Annotated in this window: 43 protein-coding genes; 19 read left to right on the forward strand and 24 right to left on the reverse strand. The window is 29.1% G+C overall.

Annotated features, from left to right (window positions below):
• Positions 1-49: 49 nt before the first annotated feature.
• Positions 50-232, reverse strand: coding sequence for a hypothetical protein (locus JJ847_00360; GenBank protein ID MBO6959342.1), 183 nt, complete (start codon positions 230-232; stop codon positions 50-52).
• A 110-nt stretch (positions 233-342) separates the two neighbouring features.
• Here JJ847_00360 and JJ847_00365 point away from each other — a divergent pair, with 110 nt between their 5' ends.
• Together JJ847_00365 and JJ847_00370 are read left to right on the forward strand one after the other, a co-directional pair.
• Entirely contained in the window at positions 343-699 is a 357-nt protein-coding gene (locus JJ847_00365) for a thermonuclease family protein (GenBank protein ID MBO6959343.1), read from the forward strand.
• A 149-nt stretch (positions 700-848) separates the two neighbouring features.
• Complete coding sequence (locus JJ847_00370; GenBank protein MBO6959344.1) at positions 849-1,040, forward strand: hypothetical protein; 192 nt, start codon at positions 849-851, stop codon at positions 1,038-1,040.
• A 96-nt stretch (positions 1,041-1,136) separates the two neighbouring features.
• Here the strand turns inward: JJ847_00370 and JJ847_00375 are convergent, their stop codons facing one another.
• On the reverse strand, positions 1,137-1,919 hold the full coding sequence (locus tag JJ847_00375; GenBank protein ID MBO6959345.1) for an SIMPL domain-containing protein: 783 nt from the start codon (positions 1,917-1,919) through the stop codon (positions 1,137-1,139).
• 343 nt (positions 1,920-2,262) lie between these two features.
• Here JJ847_00375 and JJ847_00380 point away from each other — a divergent pair, with 343 nt between their 5' ends.
• Complete coding sequence (locus JJ847_00380) at positions 2,263-2,400, forward strand: hypothetical protein (protein MBO6959346.1); 138 nt, start codon at positions 2,263-2,265, stop codon at positions 2,398-2,400.
• Between the two features lie 27 nt (positions 2,401-2,427).
• Complete coding sequence (locus JJ847_00385) at positions 2,428-2,613, forward strand: hypothetical protein (GenBank protein ID MBO6959347.1); 186 nt, start codon at positions 2,428-2,430, stop codon at positions 2,611-2,613.
• Between the two features lie 33 nt (positions 2,614-2,646).
• On the opposite strand, the gene JJ847_00390 is transcribed toward JJ847_00385, so the two are convergent.
• The 4 genes from JJ847_00390 to JJ847_00405 all read right to left on the reverse strand — a co-directional run bounded on the left by JJ847_00390 (position 2,647) and on the right by JJ847_00405 (position 4,419).
• Positions 2,647-2,859 carry a hypothetical protein gene (locus JJ847_00390; GenBank protein ID MBO6959348.1) on the reverse strand — a complete coding sequence of 71 codons (213 nt, stop codon included), beginning with the start codon at positions 2,857-2,859 and terminating at the stop codon, positions 2,647-2,649.
• Positions 2,860-3,248: 389 nt separating this feature from the next.
• Entirely contained in the window at positions 3,249-3,653 is a 405-nt protein-coding gene (locus JJ847_00395; GenBank protein MBO6959349.1) for a hypothetical protein, read from the reverse strand.
• Positions 3,654-3,697: 44 nt separating this feature from the next.
• On the reverse strand, positions 3,698-3,946 hold the full coding sequence (locus JJ847_00400) for a DUF1651 domain-containing protein (GenBank protein ID MBO6959350.1): 249 nt from the start codon (positions 3,944-3,946) through the stop codon (positions 3,698-3,700).
• A 152-nt stretch (positions 3,947-4,098) separates the two neighbouring features.
• Complete coding sequence (locus tag JJ847_00405) at positions 4,099-4,419, reverse strand: DUF3303 domain-containing protein (protein ID MBO6959351.1); 321 nt, start codon at positions 4,417-4,419, stop codon at positions 4,099-4,101.
• Between the two features lie 174 nt (positions 4,420-4,593).
• Here JJ847_00405 and JJ847_00410 point away from each other — a divergent pair, with 174 nt between their 5' ends.
• Positions 4,594-4,776: a hypothetical protein gene (locus tag JJ847_00410; GenBank protein ID MBO6959352.1), complete on the forward strand. Its 183-nt coding sequence runs from the start codon at positions 4,594-4,596 to the stop codon at positions 4,774-4,776.
• Between the two features lie 35 nt (positions 4,777-4,811).
• On the opposite strand, the gene JJ847_00415 is transcribed toward JJ847_00410, so the two are convergent.
• Both JJ847_00415 and JJ847_00420 read right to left on the reverse strand, forming a co-directional pair.
• Positions 4,812-5,189 carry a phosphoenolpyruvate carboxykinase gene (locus JJ847_00415; protein MBO6959353.1) on the reverse strand — a complete coding sequence of 126 codons (378 nt, stop codon included), beginning with the start codon at positions 5,187-5,189 and terminating at the stop codon, positions 4,812-4,814.
• A 140-nt stretch (positions 5,190-5,329) separates the two neighbouring features.
• Positions 5,330-5,491, reverse strand: a complete 162-nt coding sequence (locus JJ847_00420; protein ID MBO6959354.1) for a hypothetical protein — start codon at positions 5,489-5,491, stop codon at positions 5,330-5,332.
• A 163-nt stretch (positions 5,492-5,654) separates the two neighbouring features.
• Here JJ847_00420 and JJ847_00425 point away from each other — a divergent pair, with 163 nt between their 5' ends.
• The gene (locus JJ847_00425) at positions 5,655-5,840 is read left to right on the forward strand and encodes a hypothetical protein (GenBank protein MBO6959355.1); all 186 of its coding nucleotides are present in this window, start codon (positions 5,655-5,657) and stop codon (positions 5,838-5,840) included.
• 18 nt (positions 5,841-5,858) lie between these two features.
• Here the strand turns inward: JJ847_00425 and thiD are convergent, their stop codons facing one another.
• Both thiD and JJ847_00435 read right to left on the reverse strand, forming a co-directional pair.
• Positions 5,859-6,638 carry a bifunctional hydroxymethylpyrimidine kinase/phosphomethylpyrimidine kinase gene (gene thiD / locus JJ847_00430; GenBank protein ID MBO6959356.1) on the reverse strand — a complete coding sequence of 260 codons (780 nt, stop codon included), beginning with the start codon at positions 6,636-6,638 and terminating at the stop codon, positions 5,859-5,861.
• Positions 6,639-6,685: 47 nt separating this feature from the next.
• On the reverse strand, positions 6,686-7,309 hold the full coding sequence (locus JJ847_00435; protein ID MBO6959357.1) for a TenA family protein: 624 nt from the start codon (positions 7,307-7,309) through the stop codon (positions 6,686-6,688).
• A gap of 85 nt (positions 7,310-7,394) precedes the next feature.
• Between JJ847_00435 and JJ847_00440 the strand changes: the two genes are divergently transcribed.
• Together JJ847_00440 and JJ847_00445 are read left to right on the forward strand one after the other, a co-directional pair.
• Positions 7,395-8,891, forward strand: a complete 1,497-nt coding sequence (locus JJ847_00440) for a deoxyribodipyrimidine photo-lyase (GenBank protein MBO6959358.1) — start codon at positions 7,395-7,397, stop codon at positions 8,889-8,891.
• A 127-nt stretch (positions 8,892-9,018) separates the two neighbouring features.
• Entirely contained in the window at positions 9,019-9,192 is a 174-nt protein-coding gene (locus JJ847_00445; GenBank protein MBO6959359.1) for a hypothetical protein, read from the forward strand.
• Positions 9,193-9,224: 32 nt separating this feature from the next.
• On the opposite strand, the gene pip is transcribed toward JJ847_00445, so the two are convergent.
• From pip to JJ847_00460, 3 genes are all read right to left on the reverse strand, one after another.
• A complete protein-coding gene (gene pip / locus JJ847_00450) occupies positions 9,225-10,166 on the reverse strand; it encodes a prolyl aminopeptidase (GenBank protein MBO6959360.1) in 942 nt (313 codons plus the stop codon).
• Positions 10,167-10,673: 507 nt separating this feature from the next.
• Positions 10,674-10,856: a hypothetical protein gene (locus tag JJ847_00455; GenBank protein ID MBO6959361.1), complete on the reverse strand. Its 183-nt coding sequence runs from the start codon at positions 10,854-10,856 to the stop codon at positions 10,674-10,676.
• A 2-nt stretch (positions 10,857-10,858) separates the two neighbouring features.
• A complete protein-coding gene (locus JJ847_00460; protein ID MBO6959362.1) occupies positions 10,859-10,999 on the reverse strand; it encodes a hypothetical protein in 141 nt (46 codons plus the stop codon).
• Positions 11,000-11,374: 375 nt separating this feature from the next.
• Here JJ847_00460 and JJ847_00465 point away from each other — a divergent pair, with 375 nt between their 5' ends.
• Both JJ847_00465 and JJ847_00470 read left to right on the forward strand, forming a co-directional pair.
• Positions 11,375-11,572 (forward strand): hypothetical protein, encoded by a 198-nt coding sequence (locus JJ847_00465; protein ID MBO6959363.1) that lies wholly within the window; start codon positions 11,375-11,377, stop codon positions 11,570-11,572.
• A 17-nt stretch (positions 11,573-11,589) separates the two neighbouring features.
• Positions 11,590-12,450 (forward strand): CPBP family intramembrane metalloprotease, encoded by an 861-nt coding sequence (locus tag JJ847_00470; protein ID MBO6959364.1) that lies wholly within the window; start codon positions 11,590-11,592, stop codon positions 12,448-12,450.
• A 255-nt stretch (positions 12,451-12,705) separates the two neighbouring features.
• Here JJ847_00470 and JJ847_00475 read toward each other — a convergent pair whose 3' ends face one another.
• Together JJ847_00475 and arfB are read right to left on the reverse strand one after the other, a co-directional pair.
• Positions 12,706-12,954, reverse strand: a complete 249-nt coding sequence (locus JJ847_00475; GenBank protein ID MBO6959365.1) for a DUF1651 domain-containing protein — start codon at positions 12,952-12,954, stop codon at positions 12,706-12,708.
• Between the two features lie 72 nt (positions 12,955-13,026).
• Positions 13,027-13,455, reverse strand: coding sequence for an aminoacyl-tRNA hydrolase (gene arfB, locus JJ847_00480; GenBank protein ID MBO6959366.1), 429 nt, complete (start codon positions 13,453-13,455; stop codon positions 13,027-13,029).
• 203 nt (positions 13,456-13,658) lie between these two features.
• Here arfB and JJ847_00485 point away from each other — a divergent pair, with 203 nt between their 5' ends.
• Together JJ847_00485 and JJ847_00490 are read left to right on the forward strand one after the other, a co-directional pair.
• The gene (locus JJ847_00485; GenBank protein ID MBO6959367.1) at positions 13,659-13,895 is read left to right on the forward strand and encodes a hypothetical protein; all 237 of its coding nucleotides are present in this window, start codon (positions 13,659-13,661) and stop codon (positions 13,893-13,895) included.
• Positions 13,896-14,123: 228 nt separating this feature from the next.
• On the forward strand, positions 14,124-14,468 hold the full coding sequence (locus JJ847_00490; protein MBO6959368.1) for a hypothetical protein: 345 nt from the start codon (positions 14,124-14,126) through the stop codon (positions 14,466-14,468).
• A 100-nt stretch (positions 14,469-14,568) separates the two neighbouring features.
• Here JJ847_00490 and JJ847_00495 read toward each other — a convergent pair whose 3' ends face one another.
• The 3 genes from JJ847_00495 to JJ847_00505 form a co-directional block, all read right to left on the reverse strand.
• Positions 14,569-14,841: a DUF4090 family protein gene (locus JJ847_00495; protein MBO6959369.1), complete on the reverse strand. Its 273-nt coding sequence runs from the start codon at positions 14,839-14,841 to the stop codon at positions 14,569-14,571.
• Between the two features lie 67 nt (positions 14,842-14,908).
• On the reverse strand, positions 14,909-15,358 hold the full coding sequence (locus JJ847_00500) for a peroxiredoxin (GenBank protein MBO6959370.1): 450 nt from the start codon (positions 15,356-15,358) through the stop codon (positions 14,909-14,911).
• A 301-nt stretch (positions 15,359-15,659) separates the two neighbouring features.
• Positions 15,660-15,899: a non-structural protein (NS2)-like protein gene (locus tag JJ847_00505; protein ID MBO6959371.1), complete on the reverse strand. Its 240-nt coding sequence runs from the start codon at positions 15,897-15,899 to the stop codon at positions 15,660-15,662.
• Between the two features lie 408 nt (positions 15,900-16,307).
• Here JJ847_00505 and JJ847_00510 point away from each other — a divergent pair, with 408 nt between their 5' ends.
• Together JJ847_00510 and JJ847_00515 are read left to right on the forward strand one after the other, a co-directional pair.
• Positions 16,308-16,559: a TatA/E family twin arginine-targeting protein translocase gene (locus JJ847_00510; protein MBO6959372.1), complete on the forward strand. Its 252-nt coding sequence runs from the start codon at positions 16,308-16,310 to the stop codon at positions 16,557-16,559.
• Positions 16,560-16,578: 19 nt separating this feature from the next.
• Positions 16,579-16,971, forward strand: coding sequence for a hypothetical protein (locus JJ847_00515; GenBank protein MBO6959373.1), 393 nt, complete (start codon positions 16,579-16,581; stop codon positions 16,969-16,971).
• An 11-nt stretch (positions 16,972-16,982) separates the two neighbouring features.
• Here JJ847_00515 and JJ847_00520 read toward each other — a convergent pair whose 3' ends face one another.
• On the reverse strand, positions 16,983-17,300 hold the full coding sequence (locus JJ847_00520) for a hypothetical protein (protein MBO6959374.1): 318 nt from the start codon (positions 17,298-17,300) through the stop codon (positions 16,983-16,985).
• A gap of 91 nt (positions 17,301-17,391) precedes the next feature.
• On the opposite strand from JJ847_00520, the gene JJ847_00525 reads away from it, so the two are divergent.
• Positions 17,392-17,607: a Nif11-like leader peptide family natural product precursor gene (locus JJ847_00525; protein ID MBO6959375.1), complete on the forward strand. Its 216-nt coding sequence runs from the start codon at positions 17,392-17,394 to the stop codon at positions 17,605-17,607.
• 1 nt (position 17,608) lies between these two features.
• Here the strand turns inward: JJ847_00525 and JJ847_00530 are convergent, their stop codons facing one another.
• Positions 17,609-18,094, reverse strand: coding sequence for a hypothetical protein (locus tag JJ847_00530; protein ID MBO6959376.1), 486 nt, complete (start codon positions 18,092-18,094; stop codon positions 17,609-17,611).
• 322 nt (positions 18,095-18,416) lie between these two features.
• Here JJ847_00530 and JJ847_00535 point away from each other — a divergent pair, with 322 nt between their 5' ends.
• A complete protein-coding gene (locus JJ847_00535; GenBank protein ID MBO6959377.1) occupies positions 18,417-19,946 on the forward strand; it encodes an FAD-dependent oxidoreductase in 1,530 nt (509 codons plus the stop codon).
• Positions 19,947-20,060: 114 nt separating this feature from the next.
• Positions 20,061-20,264 (forward strand): hypothetical protein, encoded by a 204-nt coding sequence (locus JJ847_00540; protein MBO6959378.1) that lies wholly within the window; start codon positions 20,061-20,063, stop codon positions 20,262-20,264.
• A 12-nt stretch (positions 20,265-20,276) separates the two neighbouring features.
• Here the strand turns inward: JJ847_00540 and JJ847_00545 are convergent, their stop codons facing one another.
• Both JJ847_00545 and JJ847_00550 read right to left on the reverse strand, forming a co-directional pair.
• A complete protein-coding gene (locus tag JJ847_00545) occupies positions 20,277-20,567 on the reverse strand; it encodes a TIGR03894 family protein (GenBank protein ID MBO6959379.1) in 291 nt (96 codons plus the stop codon).
• A gap of 90 nt (positions 20,568-20,657) precedes the next feature.
• Positions 20,658-20,864 carry a hypothetical protein gene (locus tag JJ847_00550; protein ID MBO6959380.1) on the reverse strand — a complete coding sequence of 69 codons (207 nt, stop codon included), beginning with the start codon at positions 20,862-20,864 and terminating at the stop codon, positions 20,658-20,660.
• A 299-nt stretch (positions 20,865-21,163) separates the two neighbouring features.
• Between JJ847_00550 and JJ847_00555 the strand changes: the two genes are divergently transcribed.
• Positions 21,164-21,472, forward strand: a complete 309-nt coding sequence (locus tag JJ847_00555; protein ID MBO6959381.1) for a hypothetical protein — start codon at positions 21,164-21,166, stop codon at positions 21,470-21,472.
• A gap of 275 nt (positions 21,473-21,747) precedes the next feature.
• Here the strand turns inward: JJ847_00555 and JJ847_00560 are convergent, their stop codons facing one another.
• Positions 21,748-21,888, reverse strand: coding sequence for a hypothetical protein (locus JJ847_00560; protein ID MBO6959382.1), 141 nt, complete (start codon positions 21,886-21,888; stop codon positions 21,748-21,750).
• A 155-nt stretch (positions 21,889-22,043) separates the two neighbouring features.
• Between JJ847_00560 and JJ847_00565 the strand changes: the two genes are divergently transcribed.
• The gene (locus JJ847_00565; GenBank protein ID MBO6959383.1) at positions 22,044-22,553 is read left to right on the forward strand and encodes a plastoquinol terminal oxidase; all 510 of its coding nucleotides are present in this window, start codon (positions 22,044-22,046) and stop codon (positions 22,551-22,553) included.
• Here the strand turns inward: JJ847_00565 and JJ847_00570 are convergent.
• A complete protein-coding gene (locus tag JJ847_00570) occupies positions 22,550-22,984 on the reverse strand; it encodes an NADH-quinone oxidoreductase (protein ID MBO6959384.1) in 435 nt (144 codons plus the stop codon). The two genes, JJ847_00565 and JJ847_00570, sit on opposite strands and share 4 nt — an antisense overlap.
• Positions 22,985-23,081 lie beyond the last annotated feature (97 nt).

Here is a 23,081-nt window from a genome sequence, read left to right on the forward strand (position 1 = left end):
GTTAGCAATCATTAAACGCAAAGAGGCGTGTTTTTTTTTGCTTTTTCAACTAAAACTTAATTAAATAGACTCTTGTAGGCCGTATTAAATAATTTTTATCTCTCCGAACCTTTCTGCCAATCTCCTGCTCTACACTCACCTTAATGCTTAATTTGATAACTATTGCACCACTAGCTATTTGCTGAAATACAACTTTGCTATTAATTCCTCTAGCTTTACCACAAATAGGCATAAAATGAAAACGATTTTTTATCAATCAATACCCTAGATTAATTCAAATAAAAAATGAAAAGATTATCTTACTTTGTTCTTTTATTTTTATCTTTAAATAATATCTTATTTATGAAATCCATAGAATCAAATGATTTCATAAATGTAAAAATCATTAGTTGTTACGATGGTGATACATGTACCTCATCAAAAGGAGAGAAAATTAGACTTGCATGTATTGATACGCCCGAAATAAGAGGTAATAAAGTCAATCCAAAGAAAGCATTGTTTGCAAGAGATTACTTGAATTCAAAAGTAAAGGGTAAATCCATAATATTAAAACGCATTACTACTGATAGATATAAACGTACTGTTGGAGAACTTTATGCAGATGATATCAATATCCAAGAATTACTTTACAAAAAAGGACTGGCAAAAATTTATAAAAAATATGCTTATCAATGTCCTTGGACAAAGAAGTATATTTAGATTTATTTTGATAAATATCAATTTTATTGTCTTTTATCCTCTCTTCACGTCTTTACGAAAAGGTGTGATATATCTTTTTATAACAGGCATTTCAGAGGTAAGCATTTTGCCTTAAATTCATATATATTTAACAGTGATTGTCTTCAGTTATGCCACTATCGAAATACCGCATGCACAGAATTTATCTTGCAGCGACCATGAATTATGGTCTAGGTTCTGATGATCCTGAAGAGATGGCATACTACAACAAAATAAGAAAAAAGATGGATGATATGAAAAAAAAACCAATTAAAAAAGGTGTACCCCTTAATTGGGATACACCCGAAGGAATGGATAAATGAATCTGAATACTTTTTTATTAATTGACGGGAGTCTTATGCTTATTGGTCTGCCTTTATTGATGATTCTTAAAGGCAAAAAGAAGACTCCCTGAGTCATTACTTAACCGCGAAAGTCACTCCCATTACTGCAGTGATATCTTTCTTGATAGTGGTGGTGTCATATGAACCCCAGCTACTTACTCTCGTTGAATTTGGAACTGTGATCTGGAAAACACCGGTGTTTACTTTCTTCAAACCTCCAACTTCAGATCCTGTTTGAAACGCAATAGCCTCAGCTCTGATTCGGGCATCCTTCGCAGCCTTTGCGAGCATATCTACTCTTTTATCAGCAAGCTTTGAATATGTGAATTCTGGAGAGCTTGGTCTTACCAAAACACCATCTCCAAGAAGTTCAGTTATCTTGCTGTGGGTTTTTTGAATTCGATGAACATCATTGCTCTGGATTTCAATACTTTGATAGGTGATCCATTCTGTTCTTATGATTTCATTGGTCTTGGGATGCTTAGTTTCATATTCTTTTATGCTGGCAGGTCCAAGATAAACTTCCTGTTTGATACCATCCTCGATTCCATTTGCTTTCAGAAAATTCATAGTCTTTTTCATTGACTCCTTATGCTTGTTGAATGAGTCGATCTGAGTCTTTCCTCTTGCCCTAACCTGAACGGACCATTTGGCAATATCACTTTCAAAACTTTCTGTACTTGCACCTGTAACAGTAATGGAATTCTCAATAATCCTGAACCCTCTTACAAGGACTGTAGAGGCACCTATGAATCCCCCGAGAGACAAAACAGCCATTGCAAAAACGAGTGGCGGAGTGCGGCGGATAATACTCAGAGAATCGCCTGGCAGCGACCTGAGTCTCTTAATAATTTTCATTGTGTATCAGTATGTATGTAGGAGCTTTTTAACAGCTGAACTAAAAGAAAAATATTAGAAAATCCCTGACTTTTATTTCTTAAGTTCTATCTAGCCATTAATGGAGACATCTTATTTTGATGTGCCAATTTTGGAGTCGGTTACTTATATTGCCAAATGAAATAAGTTTCTGCAAGAAGTATTTTTGTATTATTCAATCAGTCAAATTTCCCGTAATTTTAACCATAAAAAAGTTCAATTGTTGATCCTTTATCCGTATATAGGAGTACCTCAAACCGTACATATTTATTAGTCGGGAAGCCTGTCTGACTAGTTAGAACATTGGTGTAGTCGTCATGAGCAAATGTCTACCAAATCCAAACTAAAAGAAGATCATAAATCTGAGATTGAAGAAAGATCAGAAGAAGAACTTCTTGAGGAAGAAATCAGGAATCAACAAACATTGGATAGTTTTATTGAATCTGATAAAAGCTGGAGCTGATTAAAACTTATTTATTAGGCGATTGATATGAACTTAAAAAGATCACCCTTCTCAATTCTGGATAAAGATAAAAGAGAAGTGGACTATATCAAAGGTATTTATAAGAAAAAAATTCAGTATGAAATCGAATCCCACAAAGATCACGAAGATGAAGATAAGAGAGATACAATCCAAGCCCAAGATGTATTGATGCTTGATAGGATTTCGATTTAGTTAATCTTTCCTTTTTTATTCTTCTTCTTTAACTTAACTTGAGTTTTCCTCTTCTGCTTTTGCTCCCTCTTCTTTTGCTTCCTCTTCTTTTACTTCAACTTCTTTTACCTTTGGCACTTCCGCTTTAACTACAACTACTTTTGATGCTAAAGATTCAAACTTTCCTTTAATAAAATTTACTATGAAGATTAATATTGGAACATGGGCTAAACCACCCATTATCACTTTAGTTTCTGAATAATACATTTTTAAGGTAATGAGAACTGAAATATTTAAGCACACATTTAATTTTTAAATTGCTTTTATTAAGCCAATAAACATTAATAATCATTTCTTGATTCGTAGATCAATAATCTTGCTATTAATTAAGTAGAGACTTTTTTATTAAATGCCATTAGACGTATTTCTAATGAACATGTGTGTTGTAGTTATAGCTTTACTTATTAGAAGAGAAATCAAACTTAAAAAAGCGAGATAGATTATGAAGACACAAATTTTTAAAGAGCAGTACATTCCAAATTTCCATGCTATTACTCTTTTACTAATGCTACTTTTATGTCTGTGGTTACCTCTAGCACTTAGATTCCTATTAATAATTTAGTAAAACGATTTAAATAAGGTTTATTTCCTATTACTTAAAGACCTGGATAAATACCACTACGCTCTGCCGAATCCGGAGTGGGAACGACACATAAGGAAAGGCCTGTTATTTTCCCTGCATAAACAGAAGCATAAGCAACTCCAAGTAAATTGGACTTATCGCCTTGGGCCATAATGAGGCAATCATTATGACCATAGGCTGGGCAGATACCTAGTTCGGCAAAAACAGGACTCTTGGATTTTTTTATTATTTCAAGTTTTGGTCTGATGTATTCAATGAATTCATCTTTTGAGTTCATATCGGTTAAAACTTTTTGAGAAGAGTATGAGAAGTCTTCTGACAAAAACGATTCAAACTCAGACGAATCAAGAGTATGGAGCATTCTCGCATAAATACTCAAGGCTTCTTTTTCCGTTATTTGAGGAGTTTCTTTTCCCATTTTTAAAAAATCAACTACTAAAAATGAGGGGCAACTAGTTATTTTTATTTTAGCCAAACCTCTCCAGTTTTTTTCCATCCCTGAGAGATTAATCTTTCATAAATTTCTCTAGCTAAATCTATATCTACAGAAACAGTTGTTGTCATTAAAGGCAGTTCCTCCCCTACCACACCAACTATTTTTCCAGTATCTATAAACATATACTCAAATACACCATCTATACTCTTATCGTTTTTTACAAACCTTTTTACTTCTGTTCTTTTTGAATTAATCAACCAATAAGATTCAGCCATTAATTAAAAGGTAGAACTAGTAAGCGTTTCATTTACAATATAGAGCTACTGTTTGATCTAAATCTGCACAAGGTTCAATAATAAATTCCAATAATTCTCTCCAAAAAAGAGCTAGATGCTCCTTATTTTAGATCAAATATCAATCAATTTAATTATCCCATTGTAGCAACAGCATCAGCAACTTGTTTGTTTCTTTGAATAACCTCATCATCATTTAAAACAGCAGTAATATTCCAATCAAGACCAAATTTAGCTCTCCAAACTCCAAAATGTTGAGATATTGCTAAGTGATTATCAGCCTTGAATGTAACAAAAACCTCTCCTGTTTCAGGCGCATGGAATCTACTTACTAATTCAAATCCATCAAAATTATCCATAGGTGCACCGGAAGCAATATACTTCTCAAACATTTTGTATCCTTCGGACTGAGAAATTCCATCTGGAATAAGTCCATGTACATGATAGTAAGCCATAAATAAAAAATTTAAAGTATCTTTAATTTAAAAACAAGAATTTAAAAAGCATTTAATTTATCTTTAAATTTAGATTTTTAATCTTCTAAAAGTATGGATTCATCAAAAAAAGGCCATCTTTAATTTTGTATCGATTGTACAGTTTACATTCGTTTCTGTAATTATTAATTGTATATGAGTTATTTTGCTGAACCTAACCATATTGAGTATGATGCATGGTTCGATGAGAATATCGACCCCATAGACCTTCTTGATTACTCAGATGAAAAGGATTTCAGCGATTCGGTACATTATAAGTTCCATAACATTTCAACTAGAAATTTAACAATTGGGTCTTCCAATAATTTTCACTGGTAATTCAAAGATTTTCCCATCTTAGATCTTGAGAACCTTTATACAGAATATGTTCCATCACTTTCTCTCCTTGCTTTAGCTAATTTAATTTCATCTAATATTTTTGTGATCATGTAGGCAGTTTTTTTACCGTAGCATTTTTCTTTTTTGATGTTCTCAAAGTTACTTGGGAGACAATCAACATAGTCACAACAGTCGCACTTAATATCAATTTTTTTTCCTTTATAAACATCTATAGCTTTAGAAAAAATCCATTGCTGAACTGATATACTCTCCCAACTATCAAAGTTAGACCAATCATCAAAATCACTACTTAAGATACTTTTTAATCCATCTGCCTTATCCACATATGATAAATATGCATCTTTTCTTGATTCATCGTTAATTCCAATTACTTTGACAGAATTTTGTTTCATTCCTAATAAATCAAAAAAGTAACTGTTTTAATCTAATTCAATATTTCATTAAACATAAACTAACAAATTGTTTTTTGAATCTCTATTAAAAAAAGTAGCAAGTTGAAAATAACTCAAAATAAAATTCAGTTTTCAAAAACTTAAGCGCAAATAACTGATAAATCTACAAAATTCTTATTTTCATCTGCCAGTTCAGTAATAACTCTATTAAGCCATTCAGAGGTAGTTTCACAATATCCTACGTTTAAGATAATTTTTTGCTTTGACGTTTCTTTTTTATTCATAATTAATGCATTTTTCATAAATTAGTCTTTAATTAGATCTATGTGAATAAGTCTTAATTACTATCTATTTTAAAAAGTTGCATTTTATACCTATTTTAGAGCTACTAGTAAACAAATAAAATTAAATACTTGACAAGAAAATCAATACGAGTTTGAGTAGAAAAAATTTACTGTTTACCCTATGAATAACGTTAAGATTGAAGAATTGATGAAAGTTAGGTTCGATGGAATATCAAACAGAATTAGTCAATTAAGCAAAAGGGAAAGTGAGTCTTTATTGCTTGAGCATCTTGAGTGGTTAGAGGGTGGATGGGAGACAGAAGAAATCTTATTTTTGAGAAAGCCGAATAGAAAATGGTGGTTTTAATTTAATTTATATAAATAATTAATAATGACCTAAAGGACCAGGACCAGATCCTATTTTGTAAGAGTTTTCCAAAGATTTTTCAACAAATAGTTTTGCTTTTTTTATAGAATCTAGTAGCCCAAAACCTAAAGCTTTGTAACCACAAATAGCGGCACTCAAAGTACAGCCGCTACCGTGGGTATTTTTTGTATTTATAAATTTATTAAATAGCCACTCTTTTCTACCATTCAAGTCAAGGAAAAAATCCTTCCCTTTCATATCTTTTAAACCGCCACCTTTTACAAGTACCGCTTTAGCTCCAAGACCAATAATTTTTCTTGCTGAATTTTCGATATCTTCTGTACTCCTTATTTCTAAACCAGAAAGTAGATTTGCTTCATAAATATTTGGAGTTACCAAATCAGCAATTGGTAGTAAGAGTTTTTTATAAGCATTAATAGCAGAATCTTCCAGTAATTTAGAACCAGTTCTTGTAACCATTACTGGGTCAATAATTTTGGTTATTTTGTATGTATTTAATTTTGAAGCAGTATCATTAATTATCCTTTCATTTAACAACATTCCAGTTTTTAAGGCATCAATACCAAAATCAGCAAACAAAGTATCTAACTGATTTAATAAAGTATTCTTCTCTAGTGGTTGAACGCATGTAACCTCTATACTATTTTGTGCGGTAATACATGTAATAACAGAACATCCATGTACTTTAAGGGCCATGAAAGTTCTCAAGTCAGCCTGAATGCCTGCTCCACCCCCAGAGTCACTACCGCCTATTGAAAGTGCAATTTTAGAATACATAATTTATTAACTCGTTTTAAGGTACTATAAATAAATTTCAAATTAAATCAGAAATCTGAATATGCATTAAAAAAATCTAACTCCAATTCCATAGCTCTCCTGTATAAATATTTTGCATGATTAATATCATATGTTTCTTTATTAGTCTCAATAAGATTTTCAAGTGAATCTGCTAGCTTTTCAAAGCACTCATCAGCATAAGTAATTATCCATTCTTTATATTTAGTGTCAAAATCCTCCTTATACAAACTTTTTCCTATCCAAGAATAAAGTCGCATACATGGAGTCATTGCAAACATTATTTCAACGGAGCTAAGTCTTTTGGAAGTATCATCAAGAAAATCTGTATAATTTTTAGTGGCTTTTTTTATATAGTTATTAGACAAATCAATCTCCCATTCTTTTGCGTAAGTTTCATGAAGTATTAACTCCTCTGAAACGCCCATTAAGAGTTCACTTAACTTCCTTATTGAGTACTTATCTTTTGATTTGGAAACAGCAAGGCCATAAGCCTTAGCAAAAGTCTCTAAAAAGAAATAATCTTGAGCTAAATATTCTTGAAATATATTTTTAGGGAGACTTCCATTCTTTAAACCTTGAACAAATTTTGTATTTAAACTTAGTAAAGCAATCTCATAATTATCCTCCCAGAGTTTTTTTGTTATTTTCATTTTTTTGATTTTTAGTTATTCTAAAATTTTTTATATTTTTTACCTACAAACTTAATCTTATTTTTCTAGGATTAAAAGAAAAATTATGAAAGAAATAAATATCTTATGGTTTAAGAAAGATTTAAGAATTTTTGATAACGAAGCTCTGTGTGAGGCTATAAAAGATAATGATATATTACCTATTTATATTATTGAGTTAGATATTTGGAGTCAAAAAACTCATTCAGATAGACAATGGCAATTTTGCAAAGAAAGTTTAATAGATTTAAGAAATGCACTTGCTGAGATAGGACAACCATTAATTATTAGGACTGGCAATGTTATTAATATTTTTGATGAAATTAGTTCAAAATTTAAAATCAAAGGTTTATATAGCCATCAAGAAACCGGAGATTGGCGCACTTATAAAAGAGATCAAAAAGTAAGAGAATGGGCTTTAAGCAAAAATATTATTTGGAAGGAATTTCTACAATTTTCAGTTTTTAGAGGAAATTTAGATAGGAATAATTGGTCTAAAAAGTGGCAAGAAAATTCCAATAAAAACCTAATTAAAGCTCCATTAAGAATCAATTCTATTAACTTTAATATTGGAGAAATACCATCAGACAAAATTTTTACCTTTAAAAAAGAAACTTGTCCAGGAAGAATGGAAGGTGGAAGAAAGAAAGGTTTAGAGAGAATGCAATACTTCTTTAGTAATAAATTAGATACTTATTCAAAAGATATATCTAGCCCAGAAAAATCATTTGATAGTTGTACAAGACTATCCCCATATATTTGTTGGGGATGCATTTCATTAAAAGAAATTTTTAAAAAGGCAAATATATCAAAAAACAATAATTCCAGGATGTTAAAAAGCAGATTAACTTGGCATTGTCATTTTATCCAGAAACTTGAAAGTGAACCAGAACTAGAGTTTAGGGAATATCATCCTTTTTTTAAAAATATTAGAGAAAAAAATAGTGAATTACTTTATTCATGGAGTTCAGGTAATACGGGCTTTCCTTTTATAGATGCATGTATGCGTTCATTAAATTTCAATGGATGGATTAACTTTAGAATGCGAGCGATGTTAATGTCTTTTGCTAGCTATAATTTATGGCTACCATGGCAAGATTCAGGTTCTGAATTAGCAAATAAATTTGTAGATTATGAGCCTGGAATACATTGGAACCAATGCCAAATGCAATCTGGAACTACGTCTATAAACACCAATAGAATTTATAATCCTATTAAGCAGGGAAAAGATCATGATCCTCAAGGAAAATTTATAAAAAAATGGATACCAGAATTAAGGGATATATCATTTAATTTCATTCATGAACCATGGCTATTATCTAGATTTAATCAAGAAGAATATGAACAAATTAATTACATAAGACCAATAATTGACATCCCAAATAGCACTAAAACTGCAAAGAAGAAAATTCAGGAAATCACTAAAAAGGATGGATATTGGGATATCTCAAAAGAAATTTATTTAAAGCATGGCTCTAGAAAAACACTTAGAAAAAACATAAATAATAAAAAAATTGTTTCTAAGGCAAAGGAAAAACAATACGAACTGAAATTAGATTTCTAAATCTTATTATCAGAAATTTCCAGATTCCTTATAGAGCTTAATAAAGTTTTTTAAATTTTGAAATCAAATACATAAATCCACGATGAACTAATGCAAGCTTTAATGTATTTATTAGATTTTATTAATTATGTCTAAAAGATTTGAATGGGACGATACCAATAGTTCAGGTATATGGTGGAGTACTAATGTAAGTATTAGAGACGAGTGCATTTTGCTCAAAGAAGATACTAAATGCGAAGATTCTGATATCGTCGAACTTCTTAGGAGTATTGCACAAAATATTGAAGATAATGGCCTTTAATTTTTAAAGGAATATTCTCTCTTTTAGAAATTTTAAATTCCTTTTACAGCTTTTATTAATTCGATACTAATACCTTTTTCACTCATTGAATGACCAGCATCATTAACAATAATTAATTCAGAATTCTTTAATTTCTTATTTAGATCCCAAGCACTCCTAACAGGACATACCACGTCGTACCTCCCTTGAATTATTTTTGTTGAAATCGATTCTATAATTTCTATATTTTTTAAAATAAAATTATCTTCTAAGAAAATATTATTAACAAAATAGTGGCATTCGATCCTTGCAAATGCATCTGAAAAAGAATTAATTTGGGACTTATCAAAGTCGAATTTTTTATTTATTAAATGACTAGTTGAGAGTTCCCATTTTGTCCAAGCCGCTGCTGCTTTTGATCTAAGGTTTACATCTGAAGATGTTAGATATTTATAAAAAGAACTTATCAAATCATTTCTTTCTTCTTTTGGTATTACAGAAATATATTCTTCAAATTCATCAGGGAATATCTCACTTGCACCATATTGATAAAACCACAATAATTCAAACTTTCTACATAAAAATATTCCTCGTAAAGTTAAGCTCTTAACTCTTGAGGGATTTTTTATTGCATATATAAGTGAAAGTGTTGAGCCCCAAGATCCACCAAACAAATGCCAACTATCTATTTTTAATAGAATCCTTAATTTCTCAATATCATCAACTAAGTGATTAGTGGTATTTTCTCTTAATTCTGAGAAAGGAGTTGAAGAACCGCAACCCCTTTGGTCAAATTGAATAATATCGAACTTATCTGGATCAAAGTATCTTCTATATCTTGGTTGACTTCCTCCCCCTGGGCCTCCATGAATAACTAGTATTTTTTTACCATTTGGATTGCCAGATCTTTCCCAATAAATAGTATGAATATCACTTACTTGTAAAAAACCCTTTTCACGAACTTCAATTTTAGGAAACAAGACTTGATCTTTCATTGTGAAATATTTTTAATTACTTAATAAATCCATATTATCCAAAAAGAAGTCTAGTTTAGAAGTAATTTGTTAAAAAAAAAGGACTGGTTATACAGTCCTTTTTGATATTTGATTTCCTTCTAACAGGATATAAAATTACATATTTTAAAGTCTATTTACTCATAAACCTAGAATACGTGAATTCGGGGATTTCTCTCGATAATTTCAGTCCCTGTTGTCGCTAGTAATTATAAAGCGAAGTCTTATCAGACTAATTGATTGAACTTGAATTTTCGAATAATCCCATTCTCAGGAATACGCTTCCTATATTTTGGAATTTGCTAAATTTCAGGCGGACTATCAATCATTTAGATTGCCTCCGAACTCAACATTTATAAATTACTCCTTTTTATATTTGCAGTAAATCCGTAAATATGCTGATTTACTTTTTTCTTAATTTGTAAGAGAATTTTAATGATCTTTTGTTTTTTATACATAAATATAAAAATTAAAGTCCATAATCCTTAGTTATACAAATTCATAGAGCAAAATAGATTCAATTATTCTTTTAGCACTATCAGAAAGTTTATAATCTTCCAATTTCCACTCAACAAATTTTACACACTCATAAATAGAAGGATTCTTATCCCAGTACTTATGCCACTCTCTAATCCAATCTGCCAAGGCAAAAGTTATTTTTCTCGCAAGCATATTTACCAATCAGGGTAATTAAAATCTTGGCCAATAGGTTCTTCATGAAATTCCCCTTCTTTTATACCTTTATCATATTTTTCAATTATCTTTTTATAAGAAGCTATTGAGGGAACTAAATCTCCTATATATTTGGGTTCCATTGTAATTGATATAATATTTTTAATAATTTATTATTTTATATAAGAATTTAATAAATAGATTATTAATATGCATTATGGATTTCATCAAAAAGAACAAGATCTTAACACTAATGGCTGTTATTGCAGTTTTATCATTTGCATTAGAAAAAGTAGGCATCATACACCCTTAAATTAATTAAGTTTATTTTAAATACTTCCTAATGAAATAAGTAAACCGATACTATTACTGCAAAAATAAGGAATGGAGATAATAATGTAAAGACTAAAGTTGGAAGATTAATCAGCATAAATTTTAAATAAATATACAAATTTAATAAACATCACTTTTAAGCATTTGCAATAAGTAAAATTTAAATTATTACGATATAAAAAAATTTGAATAAAGAAAGATATAAAGAAGAATATGAAGAGGGCTCAGACTTACTATGGCCAAGTGATAAAGAAGATAAAATAACTCGGCAATTTTATAAAGATTTATCTAATCTTACAAAAAACATAAATTATAGTAAAAAGAAAAAGCTAAAACTTTTTGAACAAGTAGTTAGAATAATAAAAGGCAAAGGCTGGGGTTGACTAATATTCAAACTAAAATGAAAAATGTAATGATACTAATTAGAAGTTTTTTTCTTTTAAGACCAAGATTTTTATCCACTATATTTTTTATTCCAATTCTTTATGGAATTGGCTGGGCTTTATCTCTGCCACTTTTATTGTTTAATTTTGAAAAAGATAATTTATCCTTAATTGGTACTATTATTACTTTTTTACTTTTTATCTTTTTACTCCCATATTGGTTTTATATCAAAAGAAATAAATCAAGTGCTTGGATAATTCTTGGGATAACAAAAGACAAATTCTTGAAAAACTTTTTCAATTTTTCTCAAGGTATTTTATTTGCTTTAGTTTTAATAATTCTAATTCTGGTACCACTATTACAAAAAAATTATATTTCTTGGATAGGTGAATTCTCGCCAACAATATTGTTAAATTCTATTTTACTGGGATTAGGTGTTGGATTCGCAGAGGAAATAATTTTTAGAGGCTGGTTACTAGAAGAATTAAAATTTGAATATGGTACAAAAATATCAATAGCTTTACAAGCTATAATTTTTAGCTTCGTTCATAATTTATCAAATGAGATCTTTTGGAACATAGTAGGATTACGTTTGGGATTTATTTTACTTGGGATATTTCTATCATTAGTAAAAATTAGAAATAAAGGCTCTTTATGGAATTGCATAGGAATTCATGGAGGACTTGTGGGTATTTGGTTTTTATTAAATAATGGATTAATAGAATTCAAAGAAAATACGCCTTCTTTTTTAGCAGGGCCTTTTACACAAAATATTCCAAACCCAATCGGAAGCTTTAGTGCAATTTTAATATTATTTTTGTTATGTATTTTTTATACAGTAAAATCAAAAAAAATTTTTACTAGACGTTTTAATTAGATATAAATACCGATTGATTTTTAATTAGTAATTGTCAGATTAGAATAAAGTTTAATACTCATATGAACCTTGAGGCAGGAATAAGATTTATTGTTTTTTTAATAATTTTTGGAGTTACTAACTATCTAATGATGTTGAGAAGATATGAAAACGACATCAAAAAAAAGAAATATTTACAGCAGAAAAAAATTTCCAGGCTATACCCTAAAGGTTCATTTATTTTCTGAAATTAAAAAAAGTTTATGTAGACTTTCCTCACCATTTTTTATTAGTTTTTTGCCAACCTTCATTTAACAATTTTTGCCATAATATTCTTGCTTCTTCAATAACAATTTTTTTTCTAGTTTTCATTAATGGAGGATTTTCTCCATGAATTCCCATAATAATTCCTTCTTCAATAAACATATAATCAATAGATTTATCAGAATTATCTCTATCTTTGTAGAAACGCATCACCCCTACAAAATTAGAGTCAATTAACCAGAAATCATTATTTGTATTCAAAAATCCAAAATGAAATTAAATTAATAATATGCTTTCATTACAATTCGCGAGGGAAATATTTATTTAGTTTATTCATATTTGATATGTTTTTTCTTTTTGTCTACTTTTTTTCAATTCGCCACGTTTTTTCTTAACCTCAACTCTTTTCTTTTGTGATGCTTTAGTGGGTTGGGTATATTTTCTTAATTTAAAAGGTTTATTTAAAGCATTTTTTATTATTGAACTAAATTTCATTAAAGCTAGCTGCCTATTTAATAATTGATTTCTATGTTCTTGAACCGCTAAACGTAAGCTATTATTCACTAATTTGTTTTTCAAGTTTCTCTTAAGAATTTCTTTCTGATAATCATTTAATACTTTGGAATCTTCTAAATTAAAAATAATCTCTACTCTGCTTTCAATTTTATTTACATTTTGCCCTCCAGGACCGGAGGATCTGGAAAATCGCCATTTAATTTCGTTGGATGGTATTACTAATGTTTTAGTAATTTTTAAATCCATTTTTAGTCCTTTTTGATTTAGATCTTTAGAATCATCTCCTTAATACTTTAAAACATAACTTAAAATCGGACGGTAAATACTGGGGGGTTAAGTTGTGTAAACCGAAATTCGGTGTATTTGCCGTATCAATATCTTCGGTATTTATCCTTTCATATTTCAAAGAATTATAAGATATTGAATTTGTACTAATTCAAAGGTCACTTATGTATTCAATGTTTGATCTTCTTTTTGAAACACCTTCATATCGGCCAGTATATGTTATTTCCGATAGTGAAATGAAGGAGTTAAAGAAAAACCAACATCAAGAAGAGCTTGATGAAATTACAAAACAAAAAGTAAGACTTGAAGATGCTTTTAAAGCTCAACTAAAACATCTTGAAGAGAGAGAAAAAGAAGTAAAAAAAGAACTTAAAGTACTCTCAGCCTCAAAAGATAAATAATCTATTTTAGAGAAACTACTTTTTTCAAAGACGGTTAAAAACCGTCTTTTTGAATTCTTTTAATCTTGAGGTATCCATTAAATCCACAGATTTTAAAAATATTTTCCATAATTATAAAATGGACAAGAATAAAGAAAAAATAAGAATGTTTTTACCTTTTAGTTGGTTAATTTGTGCAGCAATATCTTTTGCTTATATAAATTCACATTTAATAAATACCTAACATAAATGTCTTATCCCTCAAGAGACGAAGTACTTGCATCTTCAAAAGGATGGGTAGCTTCTTTTTTAAATTTTCTCCCTGGTTTAGGATCGGGCTACTTATATCAAAGAAGATGGAAACCCTATTTTTTTACCATCACTGCTAGTACTGCATGGTTCGCTTTAGGGTTTTTTTTACAAGGAGATTCAGAACCCTCTCAAAGTGAACAAATAATTGGATTTTCTGGTCTTTTTTTTATATCTATAGTTACAGTTATAGAAGCAAACTTGGCATACAAAAAAGCAAGTAATAAAACAAAAGCTGAAAAAGAGAAAATAATTTCCTCTGAAAAAAAAGGATGGTTTAAATAATTCAAAAAATTAGATCTAAAAAATATTTAATTAGTTCTCAGTTTCTTAATTTAAATAAATAATTACCATAAATGATTTTTAAGATAATTAAAAAATTTTTTTAGTTATAAAAAAATAAAATTTCCTTTTCTTTAAGACCTTCCCATCCCGAATCTATTAATAATTGATTCAATGTTTCTTTATCAAAATGCTTAGAACCCGTTTTGACGCATCTATTTCTCATTGATTTTTTAACACCACTCCTTTGTCTTTTATTCTCCTCATCCATAATTCTATTGTATAGATTTAACATTTTTTGAGGGATTGGAGTACCGTCAAGATCCACTCCATTTTGAATAGCAAGATCAACAGCCTGCATTCCCATTTTCTTCATATATTAAAAAAAAGCTGAAACCATAATAAAACAAAAGTTATTCTTCTCAAATTCTTTGAATAATAATTTATTGATTTTGAATTTCCTTAAGTACTCTAATAGCCTCTTTAATGTGTTCGGGACCATTCAATAAATCTCTAAAAATATGCCTAACCGTACCTTTGCGATCAATAACGTAAGTTACCCTACCATCCATAAAACCTAATACTTTAGGAACTTTAAAATTTTTCCTAAGAGAGTCATTTGTGTCGCAAAGTAGTGGATATTGTAATTTATTTTTATTAGCAAATGCCAAATGACTTGAGGCACTTCCATTACTTACTCCCCAAACTTGCGCACCTAATACTTTAAATAAGTCATATTTATCTCTAAATCCGCAAACTTCTATAGTGCAACCTGGGGTATCATCTTTTGGATAAAAAAACAAAACAAGGGGACTTTTTAATCCCTTATTTGATCTTTTAACTCCATTTTGATCCAGTAAAGAAAATTCTGGAATTTTATCTCCAATCTGCACAATAATATATATAAAATTACATATTAGAGGTTAATGTGTTTTTATTGTGGCCTTCAAAGTAAATAACTAATATTAAAGTCAGTTTTTTTGTTTTAAAATATACTAAAAAATTATTGAAATAAACTAGGGTGGATTTGTTAATTCAATAATATGGAATTAATAATTTATATTTTTTTATTTCTTCTTCTTTTTTTAGGAGTTATTTTTAATTTAAAAATAAATAATTTTAAAAAAGTTAAAGAAATACGAAACAAAGCTAAAGATTATTCAAAAAAGAATAATTAAATATTTATTGCTAAGATTAAAATTCAATTTTTTCATTTGGAGTAAATACTGAGCAATATTTTTTTACTAGGTCCTTTGGCTGACTAGTGGAAGAATTCGTTAATTTTAATTTTAGTTTTTCTATAGCCTCATTAGCATTAATCTCACCCAGTCGATATCTTGCACACGTATCCAATACTTTAAACATTTTTGTAGTAACAGCTTCAGCTGGATAAATTAGAAAAAAAAAGTAAAAAACAACAAATAAGTATTTCATTTTTTTTTTAATAGTAAATATTTAGCAAATAGTTTCAATAATTTAGAAAAAAAATTAATTTAGAAAAAGATTAAAATTTAATAGAATAATCTAATTTAAGTAGAATCTATGATTGCTATAAAATAATAATAAAAGAAATTAAGATAAAATAAGTGATAGTAATAAATAATCTCGGTGCAAATGAGAAAATTAATTGATAGACATAAAACTCTTATAAATTGGTACCAAAAAAAATTCAAATTGAGTGATTATCAATTACTTTGGTTAGTGTTCTTTAAAGGAGTATTAATAACAATAATATTTTTCAAAATTTTTTAATATTAAAAAAGCTGTTCCGAGAATGAAATATTCAGATGATTTGACTATATTTAATAGTAGATTTCCTAATTAGTTAAATAGTTATCAGTTATGAATATTTTTGGTGTAGGTTTGCCTGAGGTTACTGTAATACTTATCTTAGCTCTTTTAATTTTTGGTCCAAAAAAGCTTCCAGAATTAGGAAAACAGCTTGGTAAAACTTTGAAAAGTCTTAAAAAAGCGTCGAATGAGTTTCAAAATGAAATCGACCAAGTTATGAACGAAGAAGATAAAGATGAATCTCCTAAATCTATAGAAAGCAATCAAACCAACGAAATTAATCAAGAAAAAATAGATTCATAAAAAAGCAAAAAATAATATCTTGGATAGGCCCATAACCCCCATAGACGAATTTGAAAGAGCATTAGAGAAAGCAGCTCTTACTAAAGAAGAATATGAATTGATAGACTACATCCGCTATACAAGTGTTTTTACACAACCTAGTCTTATTAAAGATTTAAAAAGGCCATCAAAACCTCCTCTTTTGTCAGTTCTATGTCAAATTTGCAGAAAAATTGGTTCGGAGATGCCAGATCATTTCAAAAAAGTAATTGAGTGGTCAATTGAAATAAGTGATCACAATACAAAATGGGATGCTCATTTAATTTGTGCAGAAGCATTAAATATAGACAAAACCCCATTAAGTCCTATTCATGGAACAACTTTATTTGATGTTCTTGTTGTACACAAAGAATTATTTCTTGGCTTTGATTGAATTAAATTAAATTAATCATCTAAAGGCACAGAATCAGTATCTATAACTTCCGAATCATCATACTTATTTATTTTATTTTCAATCCAGTTATTTATATAACTAACTAAAGGCAATGAACCTCTAAAAATAAAAATAGAGGTAGGCAAAGCGCTTAATAATCCGACTACAGGACTTTTAAAAAGTAATCTTCCTGCTTTTATGTTAAATAAAATAATAAGCGCTGAGGGGACTATAACTTTAACTACTGTTTTGAGCGCCTCAAGCCAACCAACACGATATATCCACCATATTAAAGTTATGCCAACTATATAGAGAAATAAGTATGTCATAAAAATAGTATAATGATTATCTATTTATCTTGTTCTTACTAAGAAAAAGATTTTATAAATTTCTTTTACATCAATCAATCAAATTCTAGTAATGAGTTTTTCTGAAATAAGAAAATTTTTAATTAAAATGCAATCTGATGAAGACTTAAAAAAGCAGGTTACTACATCCTCTACAGCGGATGATGTAGCCCTAATAGGTCAACGCTTAGGATATGACTTTTCAGGAGATGATCTCTTAAGATTTAATGGACAAAAAGTTGATAAAGTTACTGTAAGGAAGGTAGATCATCCAGGAGAATACCACTAATTTAAGACTTAACCCATATTGCAAGCCCTCCGCCCCTGCCTCGAGCACACAACCAACTATCTTTAGTACTAATTCCTATAAGAGAGAAAAAAGGCATTTTTTTATCTTCAGGTTTTTTTAATTCCTTATTAAATATTGGAAAATTACTAATACTAATTTTCAATTCTTTAAAATAAAAGGCCAACAAAGGTCTAACCCCTTTTAATTTTGCGCTGCCTATAAAGGTAATTTTTAATAATCCGAAATTAATTGAATTTTTTATTTCATAATTTATTTGATCTTTTTTATTTTTAATTTTCAATTCGAGCCTAGCCGACAATACTTGGAGAATCGAACTGGATATATTTTTGATTTCATCTGAGTCCTTTCCCCATACATACTTAAACTTCCATATTCCTAACAATTCCTCATATACTATTCCGCTACCATTTTTTTGAGAATTTTTTTCTAATAGTTTTATTTCATTGATTTCAGGAAAGTTTTTCATAATAGCAATAATCTAAGAATCAAATAATAAGATAACTTCATAAAAAATCGTCTTAGTTAAAAAATCCCTTCAAAAATATTTCTGTGTTTCAATATATTTCTAAAAAAATAATTTTTTGGCACACATAAGGAACAAGATCTCGTTAATATGTTTACATAAAGTAACTAAACTTATGGATTTCATTTCTAAAAGCCAGGGATACATACCTTTAAAAGCAGTCCCTTACATCTTTTTCCTGGCTGTTGTACTAAGTATTACAACTTCAACTAATACATTTGTTTAAAACTAATCAGTTTTACAAGAAGAGTAAAGTTAATATTTAATGCAAAAATTTGATGTTGTAATTATTGGTAGTGGAATAGGAGGTTTATGTTGTGGCTCGATTCTTGCTTTATCAGGCAAAAAAGTTCTTATATGCGAAGCACATACCCAGCCCGGTGGAGTTGCTCATAGTTTCAAAAGAAAAGGTTACACTTTCGAATCAGGTCCTTCATTGTGGAGTGGAATAGGTAAATGGCCGACAACTAATCCCTTAGGGCAAATTCTTAAATTGCTTGATGAAGAAGTTGAACTATTTCAATACAAAGGTTGGAAAGTAATTATCCCAGAAGGCAATTTTAATCTTGATGTAGGGGAAGAACCGTTTAAACAAATAATAAAAAATTTAAGAGGTGAGAAATCCGTTAAAGAATGGGAGTCATTTATTTCCGGAGTAAAACCTCTTAGTCAAATAATAAATGAAATACCTTTACTCTCATTTTCTCCCGATTCAATTAATTTCCTGGATCTAATAAACTTAACCTCAAAATTTTTACCTAATATCAAGCAAATACCAAAAATTAATAAGGGCTTTGGGAATTTAGTAAATAATCATCTAGAGGATCCTTTTCTCAGAAATTGGGTTGATTTATTGAGCTTTTTGATAAGTGGTATGTCAATGCATGATACAAATACAGCTGCGATGGCTACTTTGTTTAACGAATGGTTTGAACCAAATTCATACCTTGAATATCCTAAAGGAGGTGGTGAATCTATCGTAAAAGCCTTAATTAATGGATTTAAAAAAAATGGAGGAGAATTAATTCTCTCTTCGAGAGTAAAGACAATTAACTTCAATAAAAATTTAGCGACTGGTATAACTCTTAATAATGGTTCTAGTTATAGTTGTGAATTTGTTGTGACCAATACTGATGTTTGGAATTTTAAAAAGTTAATTCCAAATGAAATTTCAAAAAAATGGAATCCAAAAGTTTTGAACCCTAATAAATGTGGTTCTTTCCTTCATATACATCTAGGTTTTGATGCTGATGGTCTTGAAGACTTGCCAATACATGCGATACATGTTGATGAATGGGAAAAAGGTATAACTGCAGAGAGAAATATAGCTGTATTTTCAATCCCATCTGTTTTAGATAAAAATATGGCCCCTAAAGGGAAACATATTCTTCATGGATATACTCCCGCAAATGAACCTTGGGAAATTTGGGAAAACCTAAATCCAAAGGAATTAGCATATAGAAATTTGAAAGAAGAAAGATGTTCAATATTTCTTAAGGCAGTACGAAAATTCATACCTGACATAGATGCAAGGATTGATTTAAAGATGCTGGGAACCCCAATCACTCATAAAAAATTTACCAATACCTATTGCGGCAGTTATGGTCCTGCATTATCTGCAGCAAAAGGTCTTTTCCCAGGTTGCAAAACTCCAGTGAAAAATTTATTTACTTGCGGTGCAAGTACATTTCCAGGTATTGGAATTCCTGCTGTTTCAGCAAGTGGTGCTTACGCAGCTGAAAAAATTATTGGTAAAAAAGAATTTAAAACTCTTCTTAAGAAAATAAATTTATGAATCAAGTCCTTTTTAACTCTAAAAATACTTAGTTAAGAAATAAGAATAAAGAAAGCAATAACGTTCAATAATGATAATCTTTATCTGAACATAAACTTAACTTATAGCTCTGATATGTTTTTCTTATCAATTCCTCAAGCCTGGCATTTAGTTGGTACTTGGTCAGAACAACTTCCAAACGAGTCAAATCTTATAGGAATGGGCCAAACAGAATTAATGATGACTTTACATTCAATATTTGTTCCCCTCTTACTTGTAATTTCATATTACCTATTCAATCGACTTAATAAAAACGAATCAAAAAAAATTAAAGGGTGATCGTTCTAAGGTTTATTTAGCTGAACTTCTTCTAACTACTTTTCTGCCTGTAGAAGTATCAACTCCGCTTGAATCTTTAGTTTGTGAGTTAGCTTGTACATTATCAATATCACTCTTATCCATCTCTGCGCAAACACCTACTACCATGGCAGCCTGCATTTGATCTGGCAAATCTCCAATAGTTAATAAAGCCTTTAAAACTAATTGAAGTCTAGTTTGCCGGTCAATTTCTGGTCTTAGTTTTTTTACAGTATTCCAAAGTTCTTGGGTAACTTCTTTTAAAAGTTCTCGATCTACAGCCAAATTAAATCCTTCTTGTATTTCTACTAATCTAACAAAAAATTGGATCTCGTAAAATAATATTCACTAAAAAGAGTGTTAGTTGATATTTTTCTATCCGAAAACAAGTTGCATTTGTTGATGTAATTCAGTCTTCTCTTGCAAAGGTTCATCTTTTTCAGTCTTTTTTAGAATAAAAGTTCTATAAAATTTTTTTTGAATCTTTATTGGAGTATTTTCAAACTTTGCATTTTTGCTTATTAAAGAATTCCACTCTTTTGAATTAAAAGGGGCATAAGGAGAAGATGAAATCATTTTCATATCTTAACAATACATATGTACTAATAATAGTACATATTTACCATAGCGCAACAGTTCCGGGCAGTACTCTTAATTTTTAAGTTTATTTGAGTATGGATTGATTTTCTTTATCCAATTTGCAGGAATTATAAGTTTGATAAATGAATTAACGTATCATAAATAACTTTTTGTTCCCATTTTTTAGTGTCTTCAAACTTTTCTTACTCAGACCCTTTAAAAATAGTGAATTTGTTGAAATTAACATTGACAAGATATTTTTAATAATCCTTCCTATAAAAATAATAATTAATTAATTTAAAATGCTTCTTAGTAATTCAAAAAGATTAAAGATTCAAGGAATAATTAAAAGAATTGCTCAAGATCAATCAATTACATTAAAAGAAAGGATATATGTTGAGAAATTTGCAAACCATAATTCGACAATTTCTCTTTGGCTTAAAAAAGCTAACAGTATTAGAAGGAATGGTACAAAAAGCAATGGGGGGGTTGATAACCTATTACAATCATTTGGGTTAGATGGACTAGATAAAGAAAATCACTTTAACCCAAATGAAGATGACATATCGGATTGGTTTGGCGGCGCTCCTAGTTGGCTAAGGAGAAGCTAAATTCATTAATTATTCAACTTACCCAAGCTATCTTACACAAAAATATACTCGAAAAAGATATAAGTGCCCAAAAAACCCATGGTATAAATTTAATCGGAACTAAATAATTTTTTGAAAAGGTTTTCATATAAATTTTTCTTTTAGATTATTTCTTCCTTACCGTTTTTGAGAATAGGTTTAATTGCTCTATTTATAAATTAAACAGTATTTGAAATCTCAAAAATTTTTAAATCACCTTAAGTAGATAAAAGTAAATCAGCCTTAATAATCAAAATCTAAGCAACTTTATTTTCAATGTTTATTGCAAAATTTACTATTTTTGCATCATCATGTTCTGAATCATTCCAATATTTTATAAGTCTTTCTAATTCATCAATCCTCTTTTTGGCATTTGCAATTTTTTCAGCATTTGTCATATAAAATTTTTTATCTATCCAATTAATGCATGAAAAAAAAATATTTCAATGGAAGGTACAATTTTTAACTATAAATATTAATTTTTGGTTAATAACTTAAATATATTGTGGCCCCCCAGTAGCTAAGTAATTATACTTAAAGAAAAGCGAAATTTATGAAGAAATTAAATTCTTTAATTTTGAATAGTACTGTTAACTTCCTAGACTTTATCTACTCTGGTAGATCTTTACAAAGATTTTGGGTTTTAGAAGTAATAGCTAGATCACCTTATTTTGCATTTCTTTCGGTCCTTCATTTTAAAGAATCCCTAGGAATCCAAAATGAAAAAACAATGATTTTAATGAAAGAACATTTTTATCAAGCTATTAACGAAACTGAGCATCTTAAAGAAATGGAGAAGAGAGGAGGAGATAGATTCTGGGTCGATAGATTTTTCGCGAGACACCTTGTGCTTGTCTATTACTGGATCATGGTTTTTTATTATTTCTTCTCTCCAGCTAATGCTTATGATGTCAACATAAAAATTGAAGAACATGCATTTGAAACTTATTCCAAATATTTAATAGATAATCCAAATGATCAAAAAATAAAAGAAATTGCTCAAGATGAATTAAATCATGTTCAAGAACTCAACGAAGCTCTGTCAATGCTTACTACAGCTTAGAGAAGCGCTGAGAAATCTATTAGTAATATTGAAAGCATCGCCGCAGAAGATATTAATCCTAGGCTAATCATCAATGAGACATAACCTTTTTTTCTAGGTAATTTATAAAAAGATATTCCAATAATTAATATCATTATCAATGAGAAAAAAATTATAATTTTTTCATTTACTAAATTGAGATGTATAACTAAATTTTTTTCTCCAAAAGATTTAAGAAATTCAGATAAAACTAATTCTTCTTCTATTTTCTTAAAATAGTCAAATAAGCTTATAAATGCAGAACTTAATAAAGATAATGCAACCAGTGCGGTAACAGGTTTTGTTAACCGGTTAAGTGTTCTGTTAAAACTTAACAATAAAATAAAAATAAATAAAGAGGTAACTAAAGGTATTAAAGGTACAAGAATTGTTGAATTTATGAGATTTCCCACGAAAATAATATGTATCTAACTTAAAATTTTATATTATTTCGACGCGTAATTTGATTAAATAAGAATTTTTAAAATTTTAAATGTAATTAGTACCTAT

The sequence above is a fragment of the Prochlorococcus marinus CUG1438 genome, from assembly GCA_017644325.1.
GTDB classification, from domain to species: domain Bacteria; phylum Cyanobacteriota; class Cyanobacteriia; order PCC-6307; family Cyanobiaceae; genus Prochlorococcus_A; species Prochlorococcus_A marinus_AA.

Excerpts from the sequence above, each read along its gene's own strand:
- JJ847_00415 (MBO6959353.1), bottom strand. The coding sequence starts at position 5,189 with ATGAAACAAAATTCTGTCAAAGTAATTGGAATTAACGATGAATCAAGA.
- JJ847_00495 (MBO6959369.1), bottom strand. The coding sequence starts at position 14,841 with ATGAAGAAAATGGGAATGCAGGCTGTTGATCTTGCTATTCAAAATGGA.
- JJ847_00385 (MBO6959347.1), top strand. The coding sequence starts at position 2,428 with ATGAACTTAAAAAGATCACCCTTCTCAATTCTGGATAAAGATAAAAGA.
- JJ847_00455 (MBO6959361.1), bottom strand. The coding sequence starts at position 10,856 with ATGCTTGCGAGAAAAATAACTTTTGCCTTGGCAGATTGGATTAGAGAG.
- JJ847_00510 (MBO6959372.1), top strand. The coding sequence starts at position 16,308 with ATGAATATTTTTGGTGTAGGTTTGCCTGAGGTTACTGTAATACTTATC.
- JJ847_00485 (MBO6959367.1), top strand. The coding sequence starts at position 13,659 with ATGTATTCAATGTTTGATCTTCTTTTTGAAACACCTTCATATCGGCCA.
- JJ847_00440 (MBO6959358.1), top strand. The coding sequence starts at position 7,395 with ATGAAAGAAATAAATATCTTATGGTTTAAGAAAGATTTAAGAATTTTT.
- JJ847_00400 (MBO6959350.1), bottom strand. The coding sequence starts at position 3,946 with ATGGCTGAATCTTATTGGTTGATTAATTCAAAAAGAACAGAAGTAAAA.
- JJ847_00555 (MBO6959381.1), top strand. The coding sequence starts at position 21,164 with ATGCTTCTTAGTAATTCAAAAAGATTAAAGATTCAAGGAATAATTAAA.
- JJ847_00435 (MBO6959357.1), bottom strand. The coding sequence starts at position 7,309 with ATGAAAATAACAAAAAAACTCTGGGAGGATAATTATGAGATTGCTTTA.
- JJ847_00535 (MBO6959377.1), top strand. The coding sequence starts at position 18,417 with ATGCAAAAATTTGATGTTGTAATTATTGGTAGTGGAATAGGAGGTTTA.
- JJ847_00550 (MBO6959380.1), bottom strand. The coding sequence starts at position 20,864 with ATGAAAATGATTTCATCTTCTCCTTATGCCCCTTTTAATTCAAAAGAG.
- JJ847_00360 (MBO6959342.1), bottom strand. The coding sequence starts at position 232 with ATGCCTATTTGTGGTAAAGCTAGAGGAATTAATAGCAAAGTTGTATTT.
- JJ847_00525 (MBO6959375.1), top strand. The coding sequence starts at position 17,392 with ATGAGTTTTTCTGAAATAAGAAAATTTTTAATTAAAATGCAATCTGAT.
- JJ847_00420 (MBO6959354.1), bottom strand. The coding sequence starts at position 5,491 with ATGAAAAATGCATTAATTATGAATAAAAAAGAAACGTCAAAGCAAAAA.
- JJ847_00490 (MBO6959368.1), top strand. The coding sequence starts at position 14,124 with ATGTCTTATCCCTCAAGAGACGAAGTACTTGCATCTTCAAAAGGATGG.
- JJ847_00410 (MBO6959352.1), top strand. The coding sequence starts at position 4,594 with ATGAGTTATTTTGCTGAACCTAACCATATTGAGTATGATGCATGGTTC.
- JJ847_00390 (MBO6959348.1), bottom strand. The coding sequence starts at position 2,859 with ATGTATTATTCAGAAACTAAAGTGATAATGGGTGGTTTAGCCCATGTT.
- arfB (MBO6959366.1), bottom strand. The coding sequence starts at position 13,455 with ATGGATTTAAAAATTACTAAAACATTAGTAATACCATCCAACGAAATT.
- JJ847_00505 (MBO6959371.1), bottom strand. The coding sequence starts at position 15,899 with ATGAAATACTTATTTGTTGTTTTTTACTTTTTTTTTCTAATTTATCCA.
- thiD (MBO6959356.1), bottom strand. The coding sequence starts at position 6,638 with ATGTATTCTAAAATTGCACTTTCAATAGGCGGTAGTGACTCTGGGGGT.
- JJ847_00425 (MBO6959355.1), top strand. The coding sequence starts at position 5,655 with ATGAATAACGTTAAGATTGAAGAATTGATGAAAGTTAGGTTCGATGGA.
- JJ847_00460 (MBO6959362.1), bottom strand. The coding sequence starts at position 10,999 with ATGGAACCCAAATATATAGGAGATTTAGTTCCCTCAATAGCTTCTTAT.
- JJ847_00370 (MBO6959344.1), top strand. The coding sequence starts at position 849 with ATGCCACTATCGAAATACCGCATGCACAGAATTTATCTTGCAGCGACC.
- pip (MBO6959360.1), bottom strand. The coding sequence starts at position 10,166 with ATGAAAGATCAAGTCTTGTTTCCTAAAATTGAAGTTCGTGAAAAGGGT.
- JJ847_00375 (MBO6959345.1), bottom strand. The coding sequence starts at position 1,919 with ATGAAAATTATTAAGAGACTCAGGTCGCTGCCAGGCGATTCTCTGAGT.
- JJ847_00365 (MBO6959343.1), top strand. The coding sequence starts at position 343 with ATGAAATCCATAGAATCAAATGATTTCATAAATGTAAAAATCATTAGT.
- JJ847_00530 (MBO6959376.1), bottom strand. The coding sequence starts at position 18,094 with ATGAAAAACTTTCCTGAAATCAATGAAATAAAACTATTAGAAAAAAAT.
- JJ847_00520 (MBO6959374.1), bottom strand. The coding sequence starts at position 17,300 with ATGACATACTTATTTCTCTATATAGTTGGCATAACTTTAATATGGTGG.
- JJ847_00380 (MBO6959346.1), top strand. The coding sequence starts at position 2,263 with ATGTCTACCAAATCCAAACTAAAAGAAGATCATAAATCTGAGATTGAA.
- JJ847_00565 (MBO6959383.1), top strand. The coding sequence starts at position 22,044 with ATGAAGAAATTAAATTCTTTAATTTTGAATAGTACTGTTAACTTCCTA.
- JJ847_00405 (MBO6959351.1), bottom strand. The coding sequence starts at position 4,419 with ATGGCTTACTATCATGTACATGGACTTATTCCAGATGGAATTTCTCAG.
- JJ847_00540 (MBO6959378.1), top strand. The coding sequence starts at position 20,061 with ATGTTTTTCTTATCAATTCCTCAAGCCTGGCATTTAGTTGGTACTTGG.
- JJ847_00560 (MBO6959382.1), bottom strand. The coding sequence starts at position 21,888 with ATGACAAATGCTGAAAAAATTGCAAATGCCAAAAAGAGGATTGATGAA.
- JJ847_00395 (MBO6959349.1), bottom strand. The coding sequence starts at position 3,653 with ATGGGAAAAGAAACTCCTCAAATAACGGAAAAAGAAGCCTTGAGTATT.
- JJ847_00470 (MBO6959364.1), top strand. The coding sequence starts at position 11,590 with ATGAAAAATGTAATGATACTAATTAGAAGTTTTTTTCTTTTAAGACCA.
- JJ847_00445 (MBO6959359.1), top strand. The coding sequence starts at position 9,019 with ATGTCTAAAAGATTTGAATGGGACGATACCAATAGTTCAGGTATATGG.